Source organism: Roseomonas sp. KE0001 (assembly GCF_016107285.1).
In the GTDB taxonomy this organism is placed as follows: domain Bacteria; phylum Pseudomonadota; class Alphaproteobacteria; order Acetobacterales; family Acetobacteraceae; genus Pseudoroseomonas.
Genome location: NZ_RCVQ01000003.1, coordinates 295,895 through 313,193 on the forward strand (window position 1 = coordinate 295,895; position 17,299 = coordinate 313,193).

The following is a 17,299-nucleotide window of genomic DNA, read 5'->3' on the forward strand; positions in this document are numbered from 1 at the left end:
CGATGCAGCCCCTGCCCTCCACCAACCCCTGGGATGAAGACGACGGCTTCCACGAGGAATGCGGCGTCTTCGGTGTCTGGAACGCCTCGGATGCCGCGGCGCTGACCGCCCTTGGGTTGCATGCCCTGCAGCATCGCGGGCAGGAGGCCTCGGGTGTCGTCGCCCTGACCGATCCGGGCTCGGAGAAGGGCGTGTTCAACGCGCATCGCGGCCTCGGGCTGGTGGGCGACATCTTCGGCGACGCCAAGGTGATGGCCGGGCTGAAGGGCCGCGCCGCCGTCGGCCACAACCGCTACGCGACGACGGGCGAGACGGCGCTGCGCAACGTCCAGCCGCTCTATGCCGATTTCGAGTTCGGCGGCCTCGCCGTGGCGCATAACGGCAACCTGACCAATGCGACGGCCCTCAAGCGCGCCCTGGTCCGCCGCGGCTGCCTGTTCCAGAGCACCACGGATTCGGAGGTCTTCGTCCACCTCATCGCCATCAGCCTCTACGCCAATGTGGTGGACCGCCTGATCGACGCGCTGAAGCAGGTGCAGGGGGCCTATTCGCTGATCGCCCTGCATCACGGCGCCCTGATCGGCGCCCGCGATCCGCTCGGCGTCCGCCCGCTGGTGCTTGGCCGCCTGCCCGAGGGCGCCATGGTGCTGGCCAGCGAGACCTGCGCCCTCGACATCGTCGGCGCCGAGTTCGTGCGCGACATCGAGCCGGGCGAGATCGTCGTCATCGATGACAGCGGGCTGCGCAGCATCAACCCCTTCGGCCGGCAGCAGAGCCGGTTCTGCATCTTCGAGTACATCTACTTCGCCCGGCCGGATTCCGTCATGGAAGGCACGCCGGTCTATGGCGTGCGCAAGTCGATCGGCGCCGAGCTGGCGCGCGAGAGCCATGTCGAGGCCGATGTCATCGTGCCGGTGCCCGATTCCGGCGTGCCCGCCGCCATGGGCTACGCCGCCGAGAGCGGCATCCCCTTCGAGCTCGGCATCATCCGCAACCACTATGTCGGCCGCACCTTCATCGAGCCGACCGACCAGATCCGCAATCTGGGCGTGAAGCTGAAGCATTCGGCGAACCGGCCGATGATCGAGGGGCGGCGGGTGATCCTGGTGGACGATTCCATCGTCCGCGGCACCACCTCCAAGAAGATCGTCGAGATGGTGCGGCAGGCCGGGGCCAAGGAGGTGCACATGCGCATCTCCTCGCCGCCGACGACGCATCCCTGCTTCTATGGCATCGACACGCCGGAGCGGGAGAAGCTCCTCGCCGCCAACCACGATGTCGAGGAGATGGCGCGCATCATCGGCGCCGACAGCCTGGCCTTCATCTCGCTCGACGGTCTCTACCGCGCCCTCGGCCACGCCCGGCGCGAGAGCGGCGCGCCGCAGTATTGCGACGCCTGCTTCACCGGCGACTATGCCATTCCGCTGACCGATCTCGTCGGCCATCCCGAGCGCGTGCCCGCCCTGCTGGCGGCGAACGGCCAGTGACAGGACAGCCAGAGACGGGGCGGCCGCTCGCCGGGCAGGTCGCCCTCATCACCGGCGCCAGCCGTGGCATCGGTGCCGCCACCGCCATCGAGCTGGCCCGGCTGGGGGCGCATTGCGTGCTGGTGGCGCGCACCCAGGGGGGGCTGGAGGAGACCGACGACGCGATCCGGGCGCTGGGCGGCGGGTCCACCCTGCTGCCCTTCGACCTGGTGAAGCAGGCCGACAAGATCGACGTCATCGGCCCCTCCCTGGTCGAGCGCTTCGGCCGGCTCGACATCCTGGTGCACAATGCCGGGGCGCTCGGCAGCCTGACGCCGGTGGCGCATATCCAGCCGCGCGACTGGGCGGATGTGGTCGGCGTCAACCTGACGGCGAGCTGGCGGCTGATCCGCACCTGCGACCCGCCGCTGCGCGCCGCGCCCGCCGGCCGGGCCGTCTTCGTCACCACCGGGCGGGTACGGCGGCCCAAGCCCTACTGGGGCGCCTATGGCGCGACCAAGGCGGGGATGGAGCATCTGGTCCTGACCTGGGCACGGGAGGTGGAGCACACCCCCCTGCGCGTGAACCTCTTCGACCCTGATGTGGTGGCGACCAAGATGCGCGCCCAGGCCATGCCGGGGGAGGACCCCGCCAGCATCGTCCAGCCCGCCGAGGTGGCGCCCGCGCTCGCCGCGCTCTGCCGGCCGGAGGAGGCACGGCATGGCAGCACCGTGGTTTTCGAGCGTCAGGCGGCACAGGCCGCCTCTTGACGGCGCCGTGCCGGCCGGCAAAATCCCTCGCATGTCCGTGACGATCACCCTCAAGCGCATTACCAAGACGACCGCTCCGGCGGGGCGTCCTCTGGTGGCTGCGCGGACCGACACCGCGGCATAGCACCAGAAGGCCCCGCCGGAGACGGACGGGGCCTTGCCGGACGGAACCGGCACCCCGTCTCCTCCGGCCTCCATGGAAGAGACATCATGCTGTCCCTCGAAGAACCCGCCGAAGCCGCCTTCCGCCAGGTCGAGGCCGCCGCGCCCGTGGTGGCCATCGTCGGCGCCACCGGCGCCGTCGGTGTCGAGCTGCTGCACTGCCTGGAGAGCCGGGGCTTCCCGCTCGGCGGGCTGAAGCTGCTGGCCTCACCGCGCTCGGCCGGGCGGACGCTCGACTTCAAGGGCCGGCCCGTCACCGTCGAGGCGCTGACCGAGGACAGTTTCGCGGGCGTCGACATCGCGCTCTTCTCCGCCGGCTCCGGCATCTCCAAGCGCTTCGCCGCCGCCGCGGTGAAGGCGGGCGCCCTGGTGGTGGACAATTCCTCGGCCTTCCGCATGGAGCCCGAGGTGCCGCTGGTGGTGCCGGAAGTGAATGCGGCCGCCCTGGCCGGGCATCACGGCATCGTCGCCAACCCGAACTGCGTCGCCGCCATCGCCACCGTCGCCCTGGCGCCGCTGCACCGCGCCCACCCCATCCGCCGACTGACGGCCGCGACCTATCAGGCGGCCTCCGGCGCCGGCGCCGCGGCGATGGAGGAGCTGCGCGAGGCCACCGCCGCCTATCTCCGGGGCGAGAGCTTCGAGCCCAAGGTCCTGCCGCACCCCTACGCCTTCAACCTGTTCAGCCACAACGCCGAGATGGACCCGGAGAGTGGCTATAATGGCGAGGAGACCAAGGTGGTGGCGGAGACCCGCCGGATCCTCGGCGCGCCCGAGCTGCCGATCGGCATCACCTGCATCCGCGTGCCCGTGCTGCGCGCGCATGCCATGGCGCTGACCGTGGAGTTCGACGAGGTGGTGACGCCGGAGGAGGCGCGCGAACTGCTGGCCGCCGCCCCGGGCCTGCGCCTGGTGGACGACCGCGCCGCCAACCACTTCCCGATGCCCTCCGAGGCCTCGGGCCAGGACGATGTGCTGGTGGGCCGCATCCGCCGCGACATCGGCGACCCCTCGGGCCGTTCGCTCGCCCTGTTCGTGGCCGGCGACCAGTTGCTGAAGGGCGCGGCGCTGAACGCGGTGCAGATCGCGGAACTGCTGCTGAAGCGGTAGGCGGGCAGGGGAGGGGGCTCGCGCCCCCTTCCGACCTTCGGCCTGCTTACTTCCGCAATTCCATCCCGATCGGCCCCTCGCGCTCGCCGCGCGCGAACTGGTCCACCATGGCATTGCCGGTCTGGCCCAGCGTCGCGGCGGGGCCGGTCCAGACGATGCGGCCCTTGTGGATCATCGCCGCCGTGTCGCCGATGCGCCGTGCGCTGGCCATGTCGTGGGTGATGGAGACGGCGGTCGCGCCCAGCTTCTTCACGGTGTCCACGATCAGCCCGTCGATCACGGCGCCCATGATCGGGTCGAGGCCGGTGGTCGGCTCGTCGAAGAAGATGATGTCCGGCCGCGCCGCGATGGCGCGCGCCAGGCCGACGCGCTTCTGCATGCCCCCCGAGAGCTCGGCGGGCGAGAGATCGCCGACGCTGCCGTCCAGCCCGACCTGGGCCAGGATCTCCGCCGCCTTGCCGCGGGCCTCGGCCCGGGTGACGCGCTTCTGCGCCAGCAGCTTGAAGCAGACATTCTCCCAGACCGGCAGGCTGTCGAACAGCGCCGCGTTCTGGAACAGCATGCCGATGCGGTCGTTCAGCGCCTCGCGCTCGCGCCGGGGCATGGTCAGGACATCGTGCCCGTCGATCTCGATCGAGCCGGAATCCGGCGTGATCAGGCCGAGGATGCACTTGATGGTGACGGACTTGCCTGAGCCCGAGCCGCCCAGGATCACCATGCTCTGCCCGGCCCCGACATCGAGATCGACGCCGTCCAGCACCTTCTTGGCGCCGAAGCTCTTGGTCAGGCCGCGCAGGCGGATTTTCGGGGTGCTGCTCATGCGCCGAAGAACAGGGCGGTCAGGACATAGTCCAGCGCCAGGATGAGGATGGAGGAGGAGACCACGGCCGAAGTGGTGGCCGCGCCGACGCCCTGCGCGCCGCCCTTGCTGCGATAGCCGCTGTAGCAGCCCATCAGCGTGATGATGAAGCCGAAGACCGCCGCCTTCACCAGGCCGGAGATGACATCCATCGGCTCCAGGAAGTTCAGCGTCGAGGTCAGATAGGAGGTCGAGGTGAAGCCGAGCTGGGTGGTGCCGATGAGCCAGCCGCCCATGACACCGAGGATATCGGCGATCACCACCAGCAGCGGCATGGCCAGCGTGCCCGCCAGCAGGCGGGGCGCCACCAGGTACTTCATCGGGTTGGTCGAGAGCGTGGTCAGCGCGTCGATCTGGTCGGTGACGCGCATGGTGCCGATCTCGGCGGCGAAGGCGGCGCCGATGCGGCCCGCCACCATCAGCCCGGCCAGCACCGGCCCCAGTTCCCGGGTGATGGAGATCACCACCACATTGGCGATGGCGCTCTCGGCGCCGAAGCGCGAGAAGCCCGAATAGGACTGCAGCGCCAGCACCATGCCGGTGAAGACCGCCGTCAGCGAGACCACCGGCAGGGAGAAATAGGCGATCTCGACGAAGGCGCGGCCGATCAGATGGGGATAGAAGGGCGGCCGCACGATATGCGACACGCCGTTCATCGCGAAGAGCACGATGCCGCCCACCGTACGGAGGGCCTCCAGGACGCCGCGTCCGATCGCGGCGAGGAAATCCAGGACGAGGGTCAAGTTCGGGGGCGCCAGTTCATGCCGGGATGTAGCGCCGCTGGTAGCGGGCGCCGAGGGCGGTAAGGATCTCGTAGCCGATGGTCCCGGCACGCGCGGCGACATCGTCCGGCGTCTGCGCCGCGCCGATCAGCTCGATGCGGTCGCCGGGCGCGACATCCAGGCCGGTGACGTCGAAGGTGGCGAGGTCCATGGAGACGCGGCCTACCAGCGGGACGGGGTGTCCGTCCAGGCTGCCGATGGCCTGACCTGAAAGGCTGCGGGGATAGCCATCGGCATAGCCCACGGCGATGGTGGCGATCCGACTCGGGCGCGGCGCCCGCCAGGAGGCGCCGTAGCCCACGGTCGCGCCTTCCGGGACCTCGCGCACCTGCAGGACGGGCGCGGTGAGCCGCACCGCCTGCCGCATCGGGTTGGGGCGGCCCGGAGTGGGGTTGATGCCGTAGAGCGCGCAGCCGGGGCGCGCCAGGTCGGAGGCGAAGTCCTCGCCCAGGAACAGGCCGGCGGAATTGGCGAAGCTGCGCGGAACGCCGGGAAGCGCCGCGCAGCCGGCGGCGAAGCGGCGCGCCTGCTCGGCGTTCAGCGGATGGTCCGGCTCGTCGGCGCAGGCGAGGTGGGTCATGACGTAGCGCAGCCCCAGCCCCGAGAGATCCCCCGCCCCCGCCAGCCCGGCGGCGTCCAGCCCGAGCCGCTCCATCCCGGTATCGAGGTGCAGGATGGCGCCGGTCGTGCCGGCGGCCCGGTGGGCCGCGACATCCTGCGGCGTGTTCAGCACCGGGGTCAGCGCGGCCCCCTGGTCGGCGCCCGGCGCGAAGCCACCCAGCACCGCGATCATCGGCCCATGGCTCAGCACGCGCCGCAGGGCGATGCCCTCCGAGAGATGGGCGACGAAGAAGTACCAGCAGCTGGCGGCCGCCAGGGCCCTGGCCACCGGCCCGGCGCCGAGGCCATAGGCATCGGCCTTGACCACCGCGGCCACGGCGCCATCCACATGCCGCTCACAGAGCGACTGCCAGTTGCCGACGATGGCGCCGAGATCGACCTCCAGAAGCCCGGCGCGCTCGCCGGGGTCAGTAGCCGTCATGCGCGCCGCCATGGTGGATGTCGAGGTCGCCGAAGCGGGTGAACTCGGCCTCGAAGAAGAGGGGGATGGTGCCGGTCGGACCGTGCCGCTGCTTGGCCACGATCAGGTCGGCGCGGTTGTAGGCCTTCTCCATCCGCTCCTTCCAGGCCGCCAGGGCATTCTCGTACTTTTCCCCATTGTCGAAGCCGGCCGCCTTGGGTTCCTGCATCTTCAGATAGTAGTCGTCGCGGTAGACGAACATCACCATGTCGGCATCCTGCTCGATCGAGCCGGATTCGCGCAGGTCGGCCAGCTGCGGCCGCTTGTCCTCGCGGTTCTCCACCTGGCGGGACAGCTGCGAGAGGGCGATCACGGGCACCGCCAGCTCCTTGGCGATGGCCTTCAGCCCCTGCGTGATCTGGCTGATCTCCTGCACCCGGTTCTCGGGGCGGGAGCCGGCGGCCGGGCGCATGAGCTGCAGGTAGTCGACCACGATCAGGTCCAGGCCGCGCGTGCGCTTGATGCGCCGGCAGCGGGTGCGCAGCGCCGAGATGGTGATGGCCGGCGTGTCGTCGATGAAGAGCGGCAGGCGGGCCAGCTCACGGCTGACCTCGACGAAGCGGTCGAAGTCGCGCTGCTGGATCTCGCCGCGGCGGATGCGGTCGCCCGAGACCCGCGCCTCCTCCGAGAGCAGGCGGGTGGCGAGCTGGTCGGCGCTCATTTCCAGCGAGAAGATGGCGCAGCCGCCCTTGGGCACGGCGCCGGGCCCGTGCTCGTCCTCGGCGGCGCGCAGGAGGGACTTGGCGGCGCCGAAGGCGATCTTGGTGGCCAGCGCCGTCTTGCCCATGCCCGGGCGGCCGGCGAGGATGACGAGGTCGGAAGGGTGCAGCCCGCCCGTCTTGGCGTCGAGGTCGCGCAGGCCCGAGGGCAGGCCGGAGACGCCGCCGCCGCTGGTGAAGGCCTTCTCCGCCATGGTGACGGCCTCGGTCAGCGCCCGGCCGAAGGTGACGAAGCCGCCCTCCGAGCCGCCATCCTTGGCGAGGTCGAAGAGCGCCTGCTCGGCCGCTTCCAGCTGCTCCTTGGCGCCCAGCTCGGCCTCGGCGCCGAAGGCGCGGTTCACCACCGTCTCGCCCAGGTCGATGAGCTGCCGCCGCAGCCAGGCGTCATGAATGACGCGGCCATATTCGCCGGCATTGATGATGCCGACCATGGCGGTCAGCAGCTCGGCCAGATAGGCGCTCCCGCCCACCTCCTGCAGCACGCCGGAATGCTCGAACTCGGCGCGCAGCGTCACCGCGTCGGCGAGCTGGCCCGCCTCGATCCGGCGTTGGATGGCGGCGTAGATGCGGCCATGCACGGCATGGGCGAAATGCTCGGGCGCCAGGAACTCGGAAACCCGCTCATAGGCCTTGTTGTTGGCCAGCAGCGCTCCCAGCAGCGCCTGCTCGGCCTGCGCATTCGCCGGGGGCTGCCGCTGCGACAGGCCGATCAGCCCGTCTCCGGGAGGGGGAACGCTGTTCATCCCCCCTACTTAGCCCGAGAGGCCGTCGGGGTGGAAACCGGGGGCTGTGGATAACGGGGATGTTCCGGATTGGGAATTGTGCCGCCGGCCCGGCACACCGCCCGGCGGCCGCCCCTCAGGGCCGCGGGCGGCAGGCCATCTCGCCGCCGGTCCGCCCCTGCGCCTGCGCGCTTTCCGCCGCCGCCCGCTCGGCCGCCTGCATGTAGTCCCGCGTCAGCGGCAGCGTCTCGGGCGAGCGGGTGAGCTGCAACTGCCAGTTCATATGCCCCATGCGCCGGAAGGCCAGCTCGGAGCCGATCAGGTAGAATTCGAACATGCGGCAGAAGCGTTCGTCATAGAGGCTCTGGATGGCGTCCCGGTTGGCGGCGAAGCGGCGGCGCCAATGCGCCAGGGTCTGCGCGTAGTGCAGCCGCAGGATCTCGATATCGGTCGTCCAGAGGCCGGACTTCTCGACATGCGGCAGCACCTCGGAGAGGGCCGGGGAGTAGCCGCCCGGAAAGATGTACTTGGCGATCCAGGGGTTGGTGCTGCCCGGCCCGTCGCTGCGACCGATGGCGTGGATCAGCGCCACCCCGTCCGGCTTCAGGGCCGCGCGCAGGCTACGGAAGAAGCGGCGGTAATGATCCACGCCGACATGCTCGAACATGCCGACCGAGACGATCCGGTCCACCGGCTCGCGCCAGTCGCGGTAGTCCATCAGCTCGAAGCGCACGCGATCGGCCAGGCCGGCCTCGGCGGCGCGGCCGCGGGCCACCTCCAGCTGCTCGGTGGAGAGGGTGATGCCGGTGACGCGGACGCCATGCTCCCGCGCCAGGTGCAGGGCCATGCCCCCCCATCCGCAGCCGATGTCGAGGACATGGAGGTCAGGATGGTCGAGCTTCAGCTTGGCGGCGATGTGCCGCTTCTTCAGCAGCTGCGCCTCCTCCAGGGACTCCTCGCCGGTCGGGAAATAGGCGCAGGAGTACTGCCGGTCGCGGTCCAGGAAGAGGGCGTAGAGGCGTCCGTTCAGGTCGTAGTGATGGGCGACGTTGCGGCGCGCGCGCCCCGCCGGGTTCAGCTGGTCGAAGCGGCGGCGCAGCCAGCGCAGCTTCTCCATCACCCGCTCCCCCGGGTGCCCGGCTTCCATCAGGTTGAGGACCAGCAGGTCCATCACCTCGTAGAGCGTGCTGCCGACCGGGCGGATCTCGCCGTTCATGTAGCCTTCGCCGAAGGCCAGGCCCGGATTGGTCACCAGCCGCCACTCGGCGCGCCGGCTGCGGATCTCGAAGGCGGCGGAAGGCCCGTCCTGGCCACCGTAGCGGCGTTCCACGCCGTCCGGGTAGCGAACGGTCAGCCGCCCGTGACGGATCATACGGGACAGCACACGATCAAACGGCATGTCTGGGCCCTCGCTGCTCACCACGATCCCGCATGTTGGGGAAAGGTCGCGAGGGCTGTCCAGTCACGCGGGGGCGAGGCCGATGGCCCCCCAAATCATGCCGGCCCACCGGAGGATGCCGCCGGCGGACCTCTGCGACGACAAAAGGGGGAGCGCCTGTCCGGCACTCCCCCCTCTCGACGCGTCCGTGGCCTCGGTGGAGGCCGGGGCCGGTCTTACTCTTCGCTGGCGGCGCCCAGCTCGGACAGCTCGGCGGCCAGCTCGGCCTCCAGGCTCTCCTCCTCGGCCTGCTGCTCGGCGCGAAGATCCTCGCCGCGCGCCTGCTTCTCGGCCTCTTCCGGGGAACGGGCGACGTTCACCGTCACGAACAGATCCACCTCCGGATGCAGCGCGACGCGAACCTGGGTCAGGCCCACGGTCTTGATCGGCTGCTCCAGCAACACCTGGTTGCGGAAGATGGTCAGGCCGGCTTCCCGGCAGGCCTCGGCGATGTCGCGGCCGGACACGGAGCCATAGAGGCCGCCGGCCTCGCCCGCCTGGCGGATGATGACGACCGTGAGGCCGTCCATCCGCTCGGCGATGCGCTCGGCTTCCTCGCGGCGCTTCAGGTTCTGGGCTTCCAGCTGAACGCGCTCGCGCTCGAACCGGGCCAGATTGTCCTTGTTGGCGCGGATCGCCTTGCCCTGCGGGAGCAGGAAGTTGCGGGCATAGCCAGGGCGGACCTTCACCAGCTCGCCCATCTGGCCGAGCTTGTCGACCCGCTGCATCAGGATGACTTCGATCATCGGTGTAACCCCGATCTCACATGTTGGCGGGCGGGTTGCGGCGCCCGTACTGTTCGAGGAGGCCGAGCGCCACGAGGATCACGGCGCCCGGCAGGCTGAAGACGAGAATCAGGACATAGAGCAGGATCAGCACCGGCAGCCGGCCGCTGAAGGAGGCCAGCCGCGTGTGCATCGCGGCCAGCCCCTGCAGCAGCAGCGGCACCGAGAGCACCAGGCAGAGCGACAGCGGCAGCATGGCGTCGGCCTCGTCGGCCACCAGCCAGGCCAGTCCGGCCAGGGCCGGGAGGGCCGGATACCAGCCGGGCAACCGGCCCGACCGCCAGCGCGGCGCCGGCGCCAGGGCCAGGCCGCGGCGCTGCAGGAAGCCCTGCGCGCCGGCCGCGTTGGCCAGCAGCGCCAGCCCGACCCAAAGCGCCAGCGCCCCGGGCATGAGGCGGACGATCTGCTCGACCATCGGCTCCGACACCCCGCCGCCCATGCGCTCCAGGCCGTCGCGGACGGCCTCGTGCAGCACCGCCTCCAGCCCGCCATGCTCCCCCGCCGCGAGGCTCGCGGCCAGGGTCACGAAGGCCGGCCAGAGGCCCAGCAGCGCCAGCGGTGCCGTCAGCACGAGGCGCGGCCCGGGCCGCAGGCCGAGGGCCACCAGCATCCAGGCCGGCAGGGCATAGAGCACCAGCCAGAGCAGAAGGGCGACCCAGCCCGGCCCGGCCAGCAGCAGCGCCGCGCCGCCCACCGGAATGGCGAGGGTCGTGGCGATGCCGCCGAAGCCGAGCCCGGCCAGGAAGAGCGGCAAGGGGGAGAGCCAGAACAGGCCGAGCCCTCCCGGAAGGCCGCGCAGCGCCCAGAGCGTGGCCAGCGCCGAGACGAGCCCCGCCGCCGCCCCCGCCAGCAGGCGGGGATCGTCGATCAGACCGGTGGGAAAATTCCCTCGGGGGTGTCCCGCTGCCACGGCTGTGCCTGCCTCAGAGATCCTGAATCCCGTCCGCTGCCGTCAGTCGTTGATGACGTAGGGCAGCAGCGCCAGGAAGCGCGCGCGCTTGATGGCATTGGCCAGCTCGCGCTGCTTCTTCCCCGACACGGCGGTGATCCGGGACGGGACGATCTTGCCCCGCTCGCTCAGGAAGCGGGAGAGCAGGCGCACGTCCTTGTAGTCGATCTTCGGCGCGTTCGGGCCGGAGAAGGGGCAGGACTTGCGGCGGCGATAGAAGGGCCGGCGGGCGCCCACGGCGGGGCGACGGGCGGCGATGTTCGGTTCGCTGGTGTCGGACATGATGGATTACTCCTCGCCGCCGGTGTTCTCGGAATCATCGCGCGAGCGGGCGCGATACTCCTCACGGTCGTCGTTGCGCTCACGCGTGCGGCCGGAGGAGAAGCGCCCCGCCGGCGGGCGCGGGCCACGGAAGCCGCGGTCACGCTCGCGGTCGTCGCCGCGCTTGGCCAGGATGGCGGAGGGCGCCTCGTCGATCGTCTCGACGCGCAGCGTCATGTGGCGCAGCACGTCCTCGTTCAGGCCGAGCTGGCGGGCCACTTCCTGCTCGGCGGCCGCCGGGCAGTCGAGGCCGAGGAGCATGTAGTGCCCCTTGCGGTTCTTCTTGATGCGGTAGGCCAGGCCCCGAAGGCCCCAGTACTCGCGCTTCTTGACCTCGCCACCGGCCTCGGTGACGACGCCCGCGACCTGGTCGGTGATGGCCTCGACCTGCTGCTGCGTCAGGTCGTTTCGTGCGATCAGCACGGTCTCATACAACGGCATGGGATCTCCCTGTGGCTGTCTCAGCCCAAGCCTGCTCCGGCCCATGCCGGAGAGCGCAAACGGGCATAGCCGGGCGCGATGCCTCCGCGCCCGGCAGGGTGGCGCTGCGTAAACCATAATTGCCCCGCCGCGTAAACCGCCTTATCCACAGGGCGCGCCGGCCATGCCGTGGCCGCGGGGCTTCGCCGTCATCGCGGGAGCGCGGGCGGGCAGGGCCCTCCCAGGGGGGCTCGGGATGACATCCCGATGACGCTCGATTGTTGACACCGGGGGGCAGCGCCATTACCCCGCCCGGCTCCACACAGGGATTGTCGCCGGATCCGGCCTGCCGGCCGGCTGTCAGCGCAGAGGAAAGCCGACACCGCCATGCCGATCGCCTTCGTCTTTCCCGGCCAGGGCAGCCAGGCGCCCGGCATGGGCCGCGAGCTGGCCCAGGCCTTCGCCCCCGCCCGCGAGGTCTTCGAGGCGGTGGACGAGACGCTGCGGCAGAACCTCTCCCGCCTGATGTTCGAGGGGCCGGCCGAGGAGCTGACCCTAACCGCCAACGCGCAGCCGGCGCTGATGGCCGTCAGCCTGGCGGTCATGCGCGTGCTGGAGCAGGAGGGCGGCTTCGACCTGAAGTCGCAGGTGGCCCTGGTCGCCGGACATTCGCTCGGCGAGTACAGCGCGCTCGCCGCGGCGCAGAGCCTCGACGTGCCGACCGCCGCCCGCCTGCTGCGGCTGCGCGGCGAGGCCATGCAGAAGGCGGTGCCGGCCGGCCTCGGCGCCATGGCGGCGCTGCTCGGCGCCGAGATGGCCCAGGCCCAGGCGATCTGCGAACGCGCCGCCGAGGGGCCGGAGGGCACCGAGGTGGTCGAGGCGGCCAACGACAATGGCGGCGGCCAGGTGGTGATCTCCGGCCATCGCGGCGCCGTGGAGCGGGCCGTCGCCCTCGCCAAGGCCGAGGGCATCAAGCGTGCCATGCTGCTGCCCGTCTCGGCGCCCTTCCATTCCGCCCTGATGGCGCCCGCCGCCGACGCCATGGCCGAGGCGCTGGCCCTGGCCGAGCTGCGCCCGCCGCTGGTGCCGGTGGTGGCCAATGTCACCGCCGCGAAGGCGACGGACCCGGCCGAGATCCGCGAATTGCTTGTCCGGCAGGTGACCGGCACGGTGCGCTGGCGGGAATGCGTGGGCACCATGGTCGAGCTGGGCTGCGACCGATTCGTCGAGATCGGCGCCGGCAAGGTGCTGACCGGCCTGATGCGCCGCCTGGCGCCGGAGGCCGCGGCCCTGTCGGTGGGCACGCCCGCCGAGATCGAAGCCTTCCTCAAGACGTTGTGAGGCGATGAGCGGCATGTTCGGACTGGATGGAAAGGTGGCGCTGGTGACCGGCGCCACGGGCGGCATCGGCGCCGCGATCGCCCGCGCGCTCCATGCGCAGGGCGCGAAGGTGGCGCTCTCGGGCACGCGTGAGGCGGTGCTGCGCGAGCTGGCCGACGAGCTGGGCGAGGGCGCGCTGGTGGCGCCGGCCAACCTGTCCGACCCCGCCGCGCCGCAGGCGCTGATCGAGAAGGTCGAGGCGGAGCTCGGGCGGCTCGACATCCTGGTCAACAATGCCGGCTTCACCCGGGACGGCCTGGCCATGCGGATGTCCGACCAGGACTGGTCGGACGTGCTGGAGGTCGATCTGGCGGCGCCGTTCCGGCTGGCGCGCGCCTCGCTGCGCGGCATGATGAAGCGTCGCTCGGGCCGGATCGTCTCGATCGCCTCGATCGTCGGCGTCACCGGCAATCCCGGCCAGGCGAACTATGCGGCCGCCAAGGCCGGGCTGATCGGCATGAGCAAGTCGCTGGCCCAGGAAGTGGCCAGCCGTGGCATCACGGTGAATGTCGTGGCGCCCGGCTTCGTGCGCACCCCGATGACCGATGCGCTCAACGAGCAGCAGAAGGCCCGGCTGATGGAGCGGATTCCGCTGGGCCGCATGGGCGAGGCCACTGATATCGCGGCCGCGGTTGCCTATCTGGCATCCGATGCCGCCGGCTGGGTCACCGGCGCCACCCTGCACGTGAACGGCGGGATGGCGATGACCTGAAACGGAACGGCCGGGAAATCTGTTCCCCGGCTTGCTTCCATGTTAATGCCGCGCAGGTCGACGACGGGGGCGGTCCCCGTCCGGAATGCCGGCAGCGTCTGCAAGCAGGAGAGACTCGGGCGATGAGCGATACCGCCGAGAAGGTGAAGAAGATCGTTGTCGAGCACCTCGGCGTCGAGGAAGCCAAGGTCACGTCCGAGGCGTCGTTCATCGACGACCTGGGGGCCGACAGCCTCGACACCGTCGAGCTGGTGATGGCCTTCGAGGAGGCCTTTGGCGTCGAGATTCCCGACGACGCGGCCGAGAAGATCACGACCGTCAAGGACGCGATCGACTATATCGAGGCGCAGAAGGCCGCCTGAGGGCCTTCCATCCGCGCCGCGCAAGTAGACGTCTGGGGGAGATAACGCGTGTTCGGTTCTCTGACGACGCCGCGACGCGTCGTCGTCACCGGGATGGGCATTGCATGCCCGCTCGGCGTCGGCGTCGATCATGTGTGGCGGCGGATGCTCGCCAGCGAGAGTGGCATCGGCCCGATCAGCCTCTTCGATGCCAAGGACCTGCCGGCGCGTATCGCCGGCGAGGTTCCGGCTGGCGCCAAGACCGAGGGAAAGCTCGACTTCAACGAGTGGGTCCCGGTCAAGGACCAGAAGAAGATGGACCGCTTCATCCAGCTCGCCCTCGTGGCGGCGACGGAGGCGGTCGAGGATTCGGGATGGATGCCCGAGGGTGAGGCGGATCGGAACGCCACCGGCGTGATGATCGGCTCCGGCATCGGCGGCCTGCCCGCCATCGCCGAGAACGCCCTGCTGGTCGGGGCCGGCAAGGCCCGCCGCCTGTCGCCCTTCTTCATTCCCTCGGCGCTGATCAACCTGGCCTCCGGCCATGTCTCGATCAAATACGGCTTCAAGGGACCGAACCACGCCGTGGTCACGGCCTGCGCCACCGGCGTGCACGCGCTGGGCGACGCGGCACGGCTGATCGCGTTGGGCGATGCCGATGTCATGGTCGCCGGCGGCACCGAGGCGGCGATCAGCGATATCGGCATGGCCGGCTTCTGCGCCGCCCGTGCCCTCTCGACCGGCTACAACGACACGCCGCAGGAGGCCTCGCGCCCCTGGGACGAAGGCCGCGACGGCTTCGTCATGGGCGAGGGCGCCGGTATCCTGGTGCTCGAGGAGTACGAGCACGCCAGGAAGCGCGGCGCCAAGATCTACGCTGAGGTCCTGGGCTACGGCATGTCGGGCGATGCCTATCACATCACCGCCCCGGCCGAGGGCCATGAAGGCGCCTTCCGGGCCATGAAGGCGGCGTTGCGCGACGCCGGCGTCACCCCGGAGCAGATCCAGTACGTCAATGCCCACGGCACCTCGACGCCGTTGGGCGACGACCTGGAGCTGGAAGCGGTCGAGCGGCTTTTCGGCGAGGCCGCGCGTGGCCTCGCCATGTCCTCCACCAAGTCGGCGATCGGGCATCTGCTCGGGGCCGCCGGCGCCGTGGAAGGGGTCTTCTCCATCCTCGCCATCCGGGACGGGGTGGCGCCGCCCACCCTCAACCTGCGCAAGCCCTCGCGGGAGAGCGTGATCGACCGGGTGGCGCTGCAGCCGCAGGAGCGGCCGATCGACGTGGCGCTGTCGAACAGCTTCGGCTTCGGCGGCACCAATGCCAGCATCCTGTTCCGCAAGGCGGGCTGAGGCACTTCCGGCCGGGCAGCGGGTTCTTCCCCTCCGCCCGGCCAGCCCCATCTGAGCATCGGGTGGGTGAAGGGCTCGCGGCCCTGGCTCAGCCTCCTTCCCCGCTTGCCGACGAGGAGGGCCGATCTTGCGCAAGTTCTGGATGTTCCTGCTGACCCTATTTCTTCTCCTGGTCGTGGCCGGCGCCGGAACGGCCTGGTGGGGCTGGCGCAGCTGGTCGGCGCCAGGCCCGCTGGCGCAGGCGACGCCGGTGGTGGTCGAACGCGGCGGCGGTGTCCAGACCATCGGCGCGACCCTGGCCGAGCGAGGGGTGATCCGTGATCCGCGCCTCTTCGCCGCGGCCGTCTGGCTGACGCGGGAGGAGGGGCCGCTGCGGGCCGGCGAGTTCCTCTTTCCCGCCCAGGGTTCCCTGCGCGACGTGCTGGCCGTGCTCCGCACCGCGCGCCCGGTGCAGCGCCGTCTGACTCTGCCGGAAGGTCTGACCGCCCGGCAAATGGCGGCGATCCTGCAGCAGGCGGAGGGCCTGTATGGCGACCTGCCGACCATCGACGAGGGCGAGCTGCTGCCGGAGACCTATGCCTATAGCTGGGGCGACAACCGCGCCGGCGTGGTGCGGCGTGCCGCCGCCGCCATGCGCGAGGCGCTGGACCGGTTGTGGAAGGAGCGGGCCCCGGATCTTCCCCTGGCCAGCCCGCGAGAGGCGCTGGTGCTGGCCTCCATCGTCGAGCGGGAGACCGGGATGCCGGAGGAGCGGGGGCGGGTGGCGGCGGTCTTCATCAATCGCCTCCGCCGCAACATGCCCCTGCAATCGGACCCGACGGTGGCCTATGCCGCGGCCGACGGCGCCGTGCTGGACCGGGCGCTGACCCGGGCCGACCTGGACCGCGAGCATCCGTTCAACACCTACCGCAACCGCGGGCTGCCGCCCGGGCCGATCGCCAGCCCCGGAATCGAGTCGCTGCGCGCGGTGCTGCGGCCCGACAGCACCGACGACCTCTACTTCGTGGCCGACGGCACCGGCGGCCATGCCTTCGCCCGGACCCTCGAGGAGCACAACCGCAACGTCGCCCGGTGGCGCGCCATCGAGCGACGCAGGGCCACGCCCTAGGCCGGCTGTTCAGCCTCGTCCCACCGGCTTGGCGGGCAGGCGGGCGGCGATGGCGGCGCGCAGCACCATGGGCAGGGCGCCGGCCAGGCGGGCCATGGCATAGGTCGGCCAGGGGAAGGCGATTCGCGCCCGGCCGGCCTCGATGCCCCGCAGGACGCGCCGCGCCGCCGCCTCCGGTGTCAGCAGGAAGGGCATCGGGAAGTCGTTCACCGCCGTCATCGGGGTGCGGATATAGCCCGGGCAGACGGCGTGGATGCGCAGCCCCCGGTGACGCTCGGTCGCGTCATGCGCCTCGGCCCAGCGCTGCACGGCGGCCTTGCTGGCGCAGTAGGCGGCGGCGCCCGGCGTGGCGACGAAAGCGGCGACCGAGGCGATGACCGCCACCCGGCCGCGGATGCCGTCGGCGCCCGGCGGCTGCGCCGCCATCCTGTCCAGGGCGGGCAGGGCGGTGTTCAGCACACCGGTGACGTTCGTCGCGAAGATCGCCCGGGTCTGCCCGGACGGTTCCGCCACCCCGCCGGTGCCGCCGGAGACGCCGGCATTGGCGACCAGCAGGTCCAGCCGATCCATCCCCTCCACCCAGCGGGCCGCCGACCCGGCATCGCGCACATCGAGCGTGGTCTCGCGCACCTGGGCTCCGGCGGCGCGGCAGCGGTTGGCCGCGCCGGCGAGGCGGGCCTCGTCCCGTCCCGTCAGATGCAGCATCACGCCGGGCCGGGCACAGCCCAGGGCCAGAGCCAGGCCAAGGCCGGAGGAGGCGCCGGTGATGGCGATCGTCGTCCAGTCTCGGCGCGCCATGTCTTGCATCCTGTGCCGGAGGG

18 protein-coding genes are annotated in these 17,299 nt (G+C 71.1%); 8 read left to right on the forward strand and 10 right to left on the reverse strand.

Going from position 1 to position 17,299, the window contains the following annotated elements; translation table 11 throughout:
• The first annotated feature begins 2 nt into the window (after positions 1–2).
• The 3 genes from purF to D9598_RS07890 all read left to right on the forward strand — a co-directional run bounded on the left by purF (position 3) and on the right by D9598_RS07890 (position 3,508).
• The gene (gene purF / locus D9598_RS07880) at positions 3–1,487 is read left to right on the forward strand and encodes an amidophosphoribosyltransferase (protein WP_198365906.1); all 1,485 of its coding nucleotides are present in this window, start codon (positions 3–5) and stop codon (positions 1,485–1,487) included.
• Positions 1,484–2,236, forward strand: coding sequence for an SDR family NAD(P)-dependent oxidoreductase (locus D9598_RS07885; RefSeq protein ID WP_198365907.1), 753 nt, complete (start codon positions 1,484–1,486; stop codon positions 2,234–2,236). Before purF ends, D9598_RS07885 begins: the two co-directional genes overlap by 4 nt.
• 210 nt (positions 2,237–2,446) lie before the next feature.
• Positions 2,447–3,508 (forward strand): aspartate-semialdehyde dehydrogenase, encoded by a 1,062-nt coding sequence (locus D9598_RS07890; RefSeq protein ID WP_198365908.1) that lies wholly within the window; start codon positions 2,447–2,449, stop codon positions 3,506–3,508.
• A gap of 46 nt (positions 3,509–3,554) precedes the next feature.
• On the opposite strand, the gene D9598_RS07895 is transcribed toward D9598_RS07890, so the two are convergent.
• The 9 genes from D9598_RS07895 to rpsF all read right to left on the reverse strand — a co-directional run bounded on the left by D9598_RS07895 (position 3,555) and on the right by rpsF (position 11,605).
• Positions 3,555–4,328 carry an ABC transporter ATP-binding protein gene (locus D9598_RS07895; protein ID WP_198365909.1) on the reverse strand — a complete coding sequence of 258 codons (774 nt, stop codon included), beginning with the start codon at positions 4,326–4,328 and terminating at the stop codon, positions 3,555–3,557.
• Positions 4,325–5,110 carry an ABC transporter permease gene (locus tag D9598_RS07900; protein WP_198365910.1) on the reverse strand — a complete coding sequence of 262 codons (786 nt, stop codon included), beginning with the start codon at positions 5,108–5,110 and terminating at the stop codon, positions 4,325–4,327. The genes D9598_RS07895 and D9598_RS07900 overlap by 4 nt, the downstream gene beginning before the upstream one ends.
• Positions 5,111–5,126: 16 nt before the next feature.
• A complete protein-coding gene (gene alr, locus D9598_RS07905) occupies positions 5,127–6,191 on the reverse strand; it encodes an alanine racemase (protein ID WP_198365911.1) in 1,065 nt (354 codons plus the stop codon).
• The gene (locus D9598_RS07910) at positions 6,178–7,692 is read right to left on the reverse strand and encodes a replicative DNA helicase (protein ID WP_198365912.1); all 1,515 of its coding nucleotides are present in this window, start codon (positions 7,690–7,692) and stop codon (positions 6,178–6,180) included. Before D9598_RS07910 ends, alr begins: the two co-directional genes overlap by 14 nt.
• Positions 7,693–7,807: 115 nt before the next feature.
• Complete coding sequence (locus D9598_RS07915) at positions 7,808–9,070, reverse strand: cyclopropane-fatty-acyl-phospholipid synthase family protein (RefSeq protein WP_198365913.1); 1,263 nt, start codon at positions 9,068–9,070, stop codon at positions 7,808–7,810.
• 215 nt (positions 9,071–9,285) lie between these two features.
• Positions 9,286–9,855 (reverse strand): 50S ribosomal protein L9, encoded by a 570-nt coding sequence (rplI, locus tag D9598_RS07920; RefSeq protein WP_198365914.1) that lies wholly within the window; start codon positions 9,853–9,855, stop codon positions 9,286–9,288.
• A 16-nt stretch (positions 9,856–9,871) separates the two neighbouring features.
• Positions 9,872–10,804 (reverse strand): DUF2232 domain-containing protein, encoded by a 933-nt coding sequence (locus D9598_RS21615; RefSeq protein WP_198365915.1) that lies wholly within the window; start codon positions 10,802–10,804, stop codon positions 9,872–9,874.
• Between the two features lie 42 nt (positions 10,805–10,846).
• Complete coding sequence (rpsR, locus tag D9598_RS07930) at positions 10,847–11,125, reverse strand: 30S ribosomal protein S18 (RefSeq protein WP_198365916.1); 279 nt, start codon at positions 11,123–11,125, stop codon at positions 10,847–10,849.
• A gap of 6 nt (positions 11,126–11,131) precedes the next feature.
• Complete coding sequence (gene rpsF / locus D9598_RS07935; RefSeq protein WP_198365917.1) at positions 11,132–11,605, reverse strand: 30S ribosomal protein S6; 474 nt, start codon at positions 11,603–11,605, stop codon at positions 11,132–11,134.
• A 366-nt stretch (positions 11,606–11,971) separates the two neighbouring features.
• Here rpsF and fabD point away from each other — a divergent pair, with 366 nt between their 5' ends.
• The 5 genes from fabD to mltG all read left to right on the forward strand — a co-directional run bounded on the left by fabD (position 11,972) and on the right by mltG (position 16,478).
• Entirely contained in the window at positions 11,972–12,925 is a 954-nt protein-coding gene (fabD, locus tag D9598_RS07940) for an ACP S-malonyltransferase (protein WP_198365918.1), read from the forward strand.
• Between the two features lie 13 nt (positions 12,926–12,938).
• The gene (gene fabG / locus D9598_RS07945) at positions 12,939–13,676 is read left to right on the forward strand and encodes a 3-oxoacyl-[acyl-carrier-protein] reductase (protein WP_198365919.1); all 738 of its coding nucleotides are present in this window, start codon (positions 12,939–12,941) and stop codon (positions 13,674–13,676) included.
• 122 nt (positions 13,677–13,798) lie between these two features.
• On the forward strand, positions 13,799–14,038 hold the full coding sequence (locus tag D9598_RS07950) for an acyl carrier protein (RefSeq protein ID WP_120009070.1): 240 nt from the start codon (positions 13,799–13,801) through the stop codon (positions 14,036–14,038).
• A gap of 48 nt (positions 14,039–14,086) precedes the next feature.
• A complete protein-coding gene (gene fabF, locus D9598_RS07955) occupies positions 14,087–15,370 on the forward strand; it encodes a beta-ketoacyl-ACP synthase II (RefSeq protein WP_198365920.1) in 1,284 nt (427 codons plus the stop codon).
• 142 nt (positions 15,371–15,512) lie between these two features.
• Complete coding sequence (gene mltG, locus D9598_RS07960; protein ID WP_370591978.1) at positions 15,513–16,478, forward strand: endolytic transglycosylase MltG; 966 nt, start codon at positions 15,513–15,515, stop codon at positions 16,476–16,478.
• A gap of 9 nt (positions 16,479–16,487) precedes the next feature.
• Here the strand turns inward: mltG and D9598_RS07965 are convergent, their stop codons facing one another.
• The gene (locus tag D9598_RS07965; RefSeq protein WP_198365922.1) at positions 16,488–17,276 is read right to left on the reverse strand and encodes an SDR family oxidoreductase; all 789 of its coding nucleotides are present in this window, start codon (positions 17,274–17,276) and stop codon (positions 16,488–16,490) included.
• Positions 17,277–17,299 lie beyond the last annotated feature (23 nt).

Excerpts from the sequence above, each read along its gene's own strand:
- purF (WP_198365906.1), top strand. The coding sequence starts at position 3 with ATGCAGCCCCTGCCCTCCACCAACCCCTGGGATGAAGACGACGGCTTC.
- D9598_RS07890 (WP_198365908.1), top strand. The coding sequence starts at position 2,447 with ATGCTGTCCCTCGAAGAACCCGCCGAAGCCGCCTTCCGCCAGGTCGAG.
- D9598_RS07895 (WP_198365909.1), bottom strand. The coding sequence starts at position 4,328 with ATGAGCAGCACCCCGAAAATCCGCCTGCGCGGCCTGACCAAGAGCTTC.
- alr (WP_198365911.1), bottom strand. The coding sequence starts at position 6,191 with ATGACGGCTACTGACCCCGGCGAGCGCGCCGGGCTTCTGGAGGTCGAT.
- D9598_RS07910 (WP_198365912.1), bottom strand. The coding sequence starts at position 7,692 with ATGAACAGCGTTCCCCCTCCCGGAGACGGGCTGATCGGCCTGTCGCAG.
- D9598_RS07915 (WP_198365913.1), bottom strand. The coding sequence starts at position 9,070 with ATGCCGTTTGATCGTGTGCTGTCCCGTATGATCCGTCACGGGCGGCTG.
- rplI (WP_198365914.1), bottom strand. The coding sequence starts at position 9,855 with ATGATCGAAGTCATCCTGATGCAGCGGGTCGACAAGCTCGGCCAGATG.
- rpsR (WP_198365916.1), bottom strand. The coding sequence starts at position 11,125 with ATGTCCGACACCAGCGAACCGAACATCGCCGCCCGTCGCCCCGCCGTG.
- rpsF (WP_198365917.1), bottom strand. The coding sequence starts at position 11,605 with ATGCCGTTGTATGAGACCGTGCTGATCGCACGAAACGACCTGACGCAG.
- fabD (WP_198365918.1), top strand. The coding sequence starts at position 11,972 with ATGCCGATCGCCTTCGTCTTTCCCGGCCAGGGCAGCCAGGCGCCCGGC.
- fabG (WP_198365919.1), top strand. The coding sequence starts at position 12,939 with ATGTTCGGACTGGATGGAAAGGTGGCGCTGGTGACCGGCGCCACGGGC.
- D9598_RS07950 (WP_120009070.1), top strand. The coding sequence starts at position 13,799 with ATGAGCGATACCGCCGAGAAGGTGAAGAAGATCGTTGTCGAGCACCTC.
- mltG (WP_370591978.1), top strand. The coding sequence starts at position 15,513 with ATGTTCCTGCTGACCCTATTTCTTCTCCTGGTCGTGGCCGGCGCCGGA.
- D9598_RS07965 (WP_198365922.1), bottom strand. The coding sequence starts at position 17,276 with ATGGCGCGCCGAGACTGGACGACGATCGCCATCACCGGCGCCTCCTCC.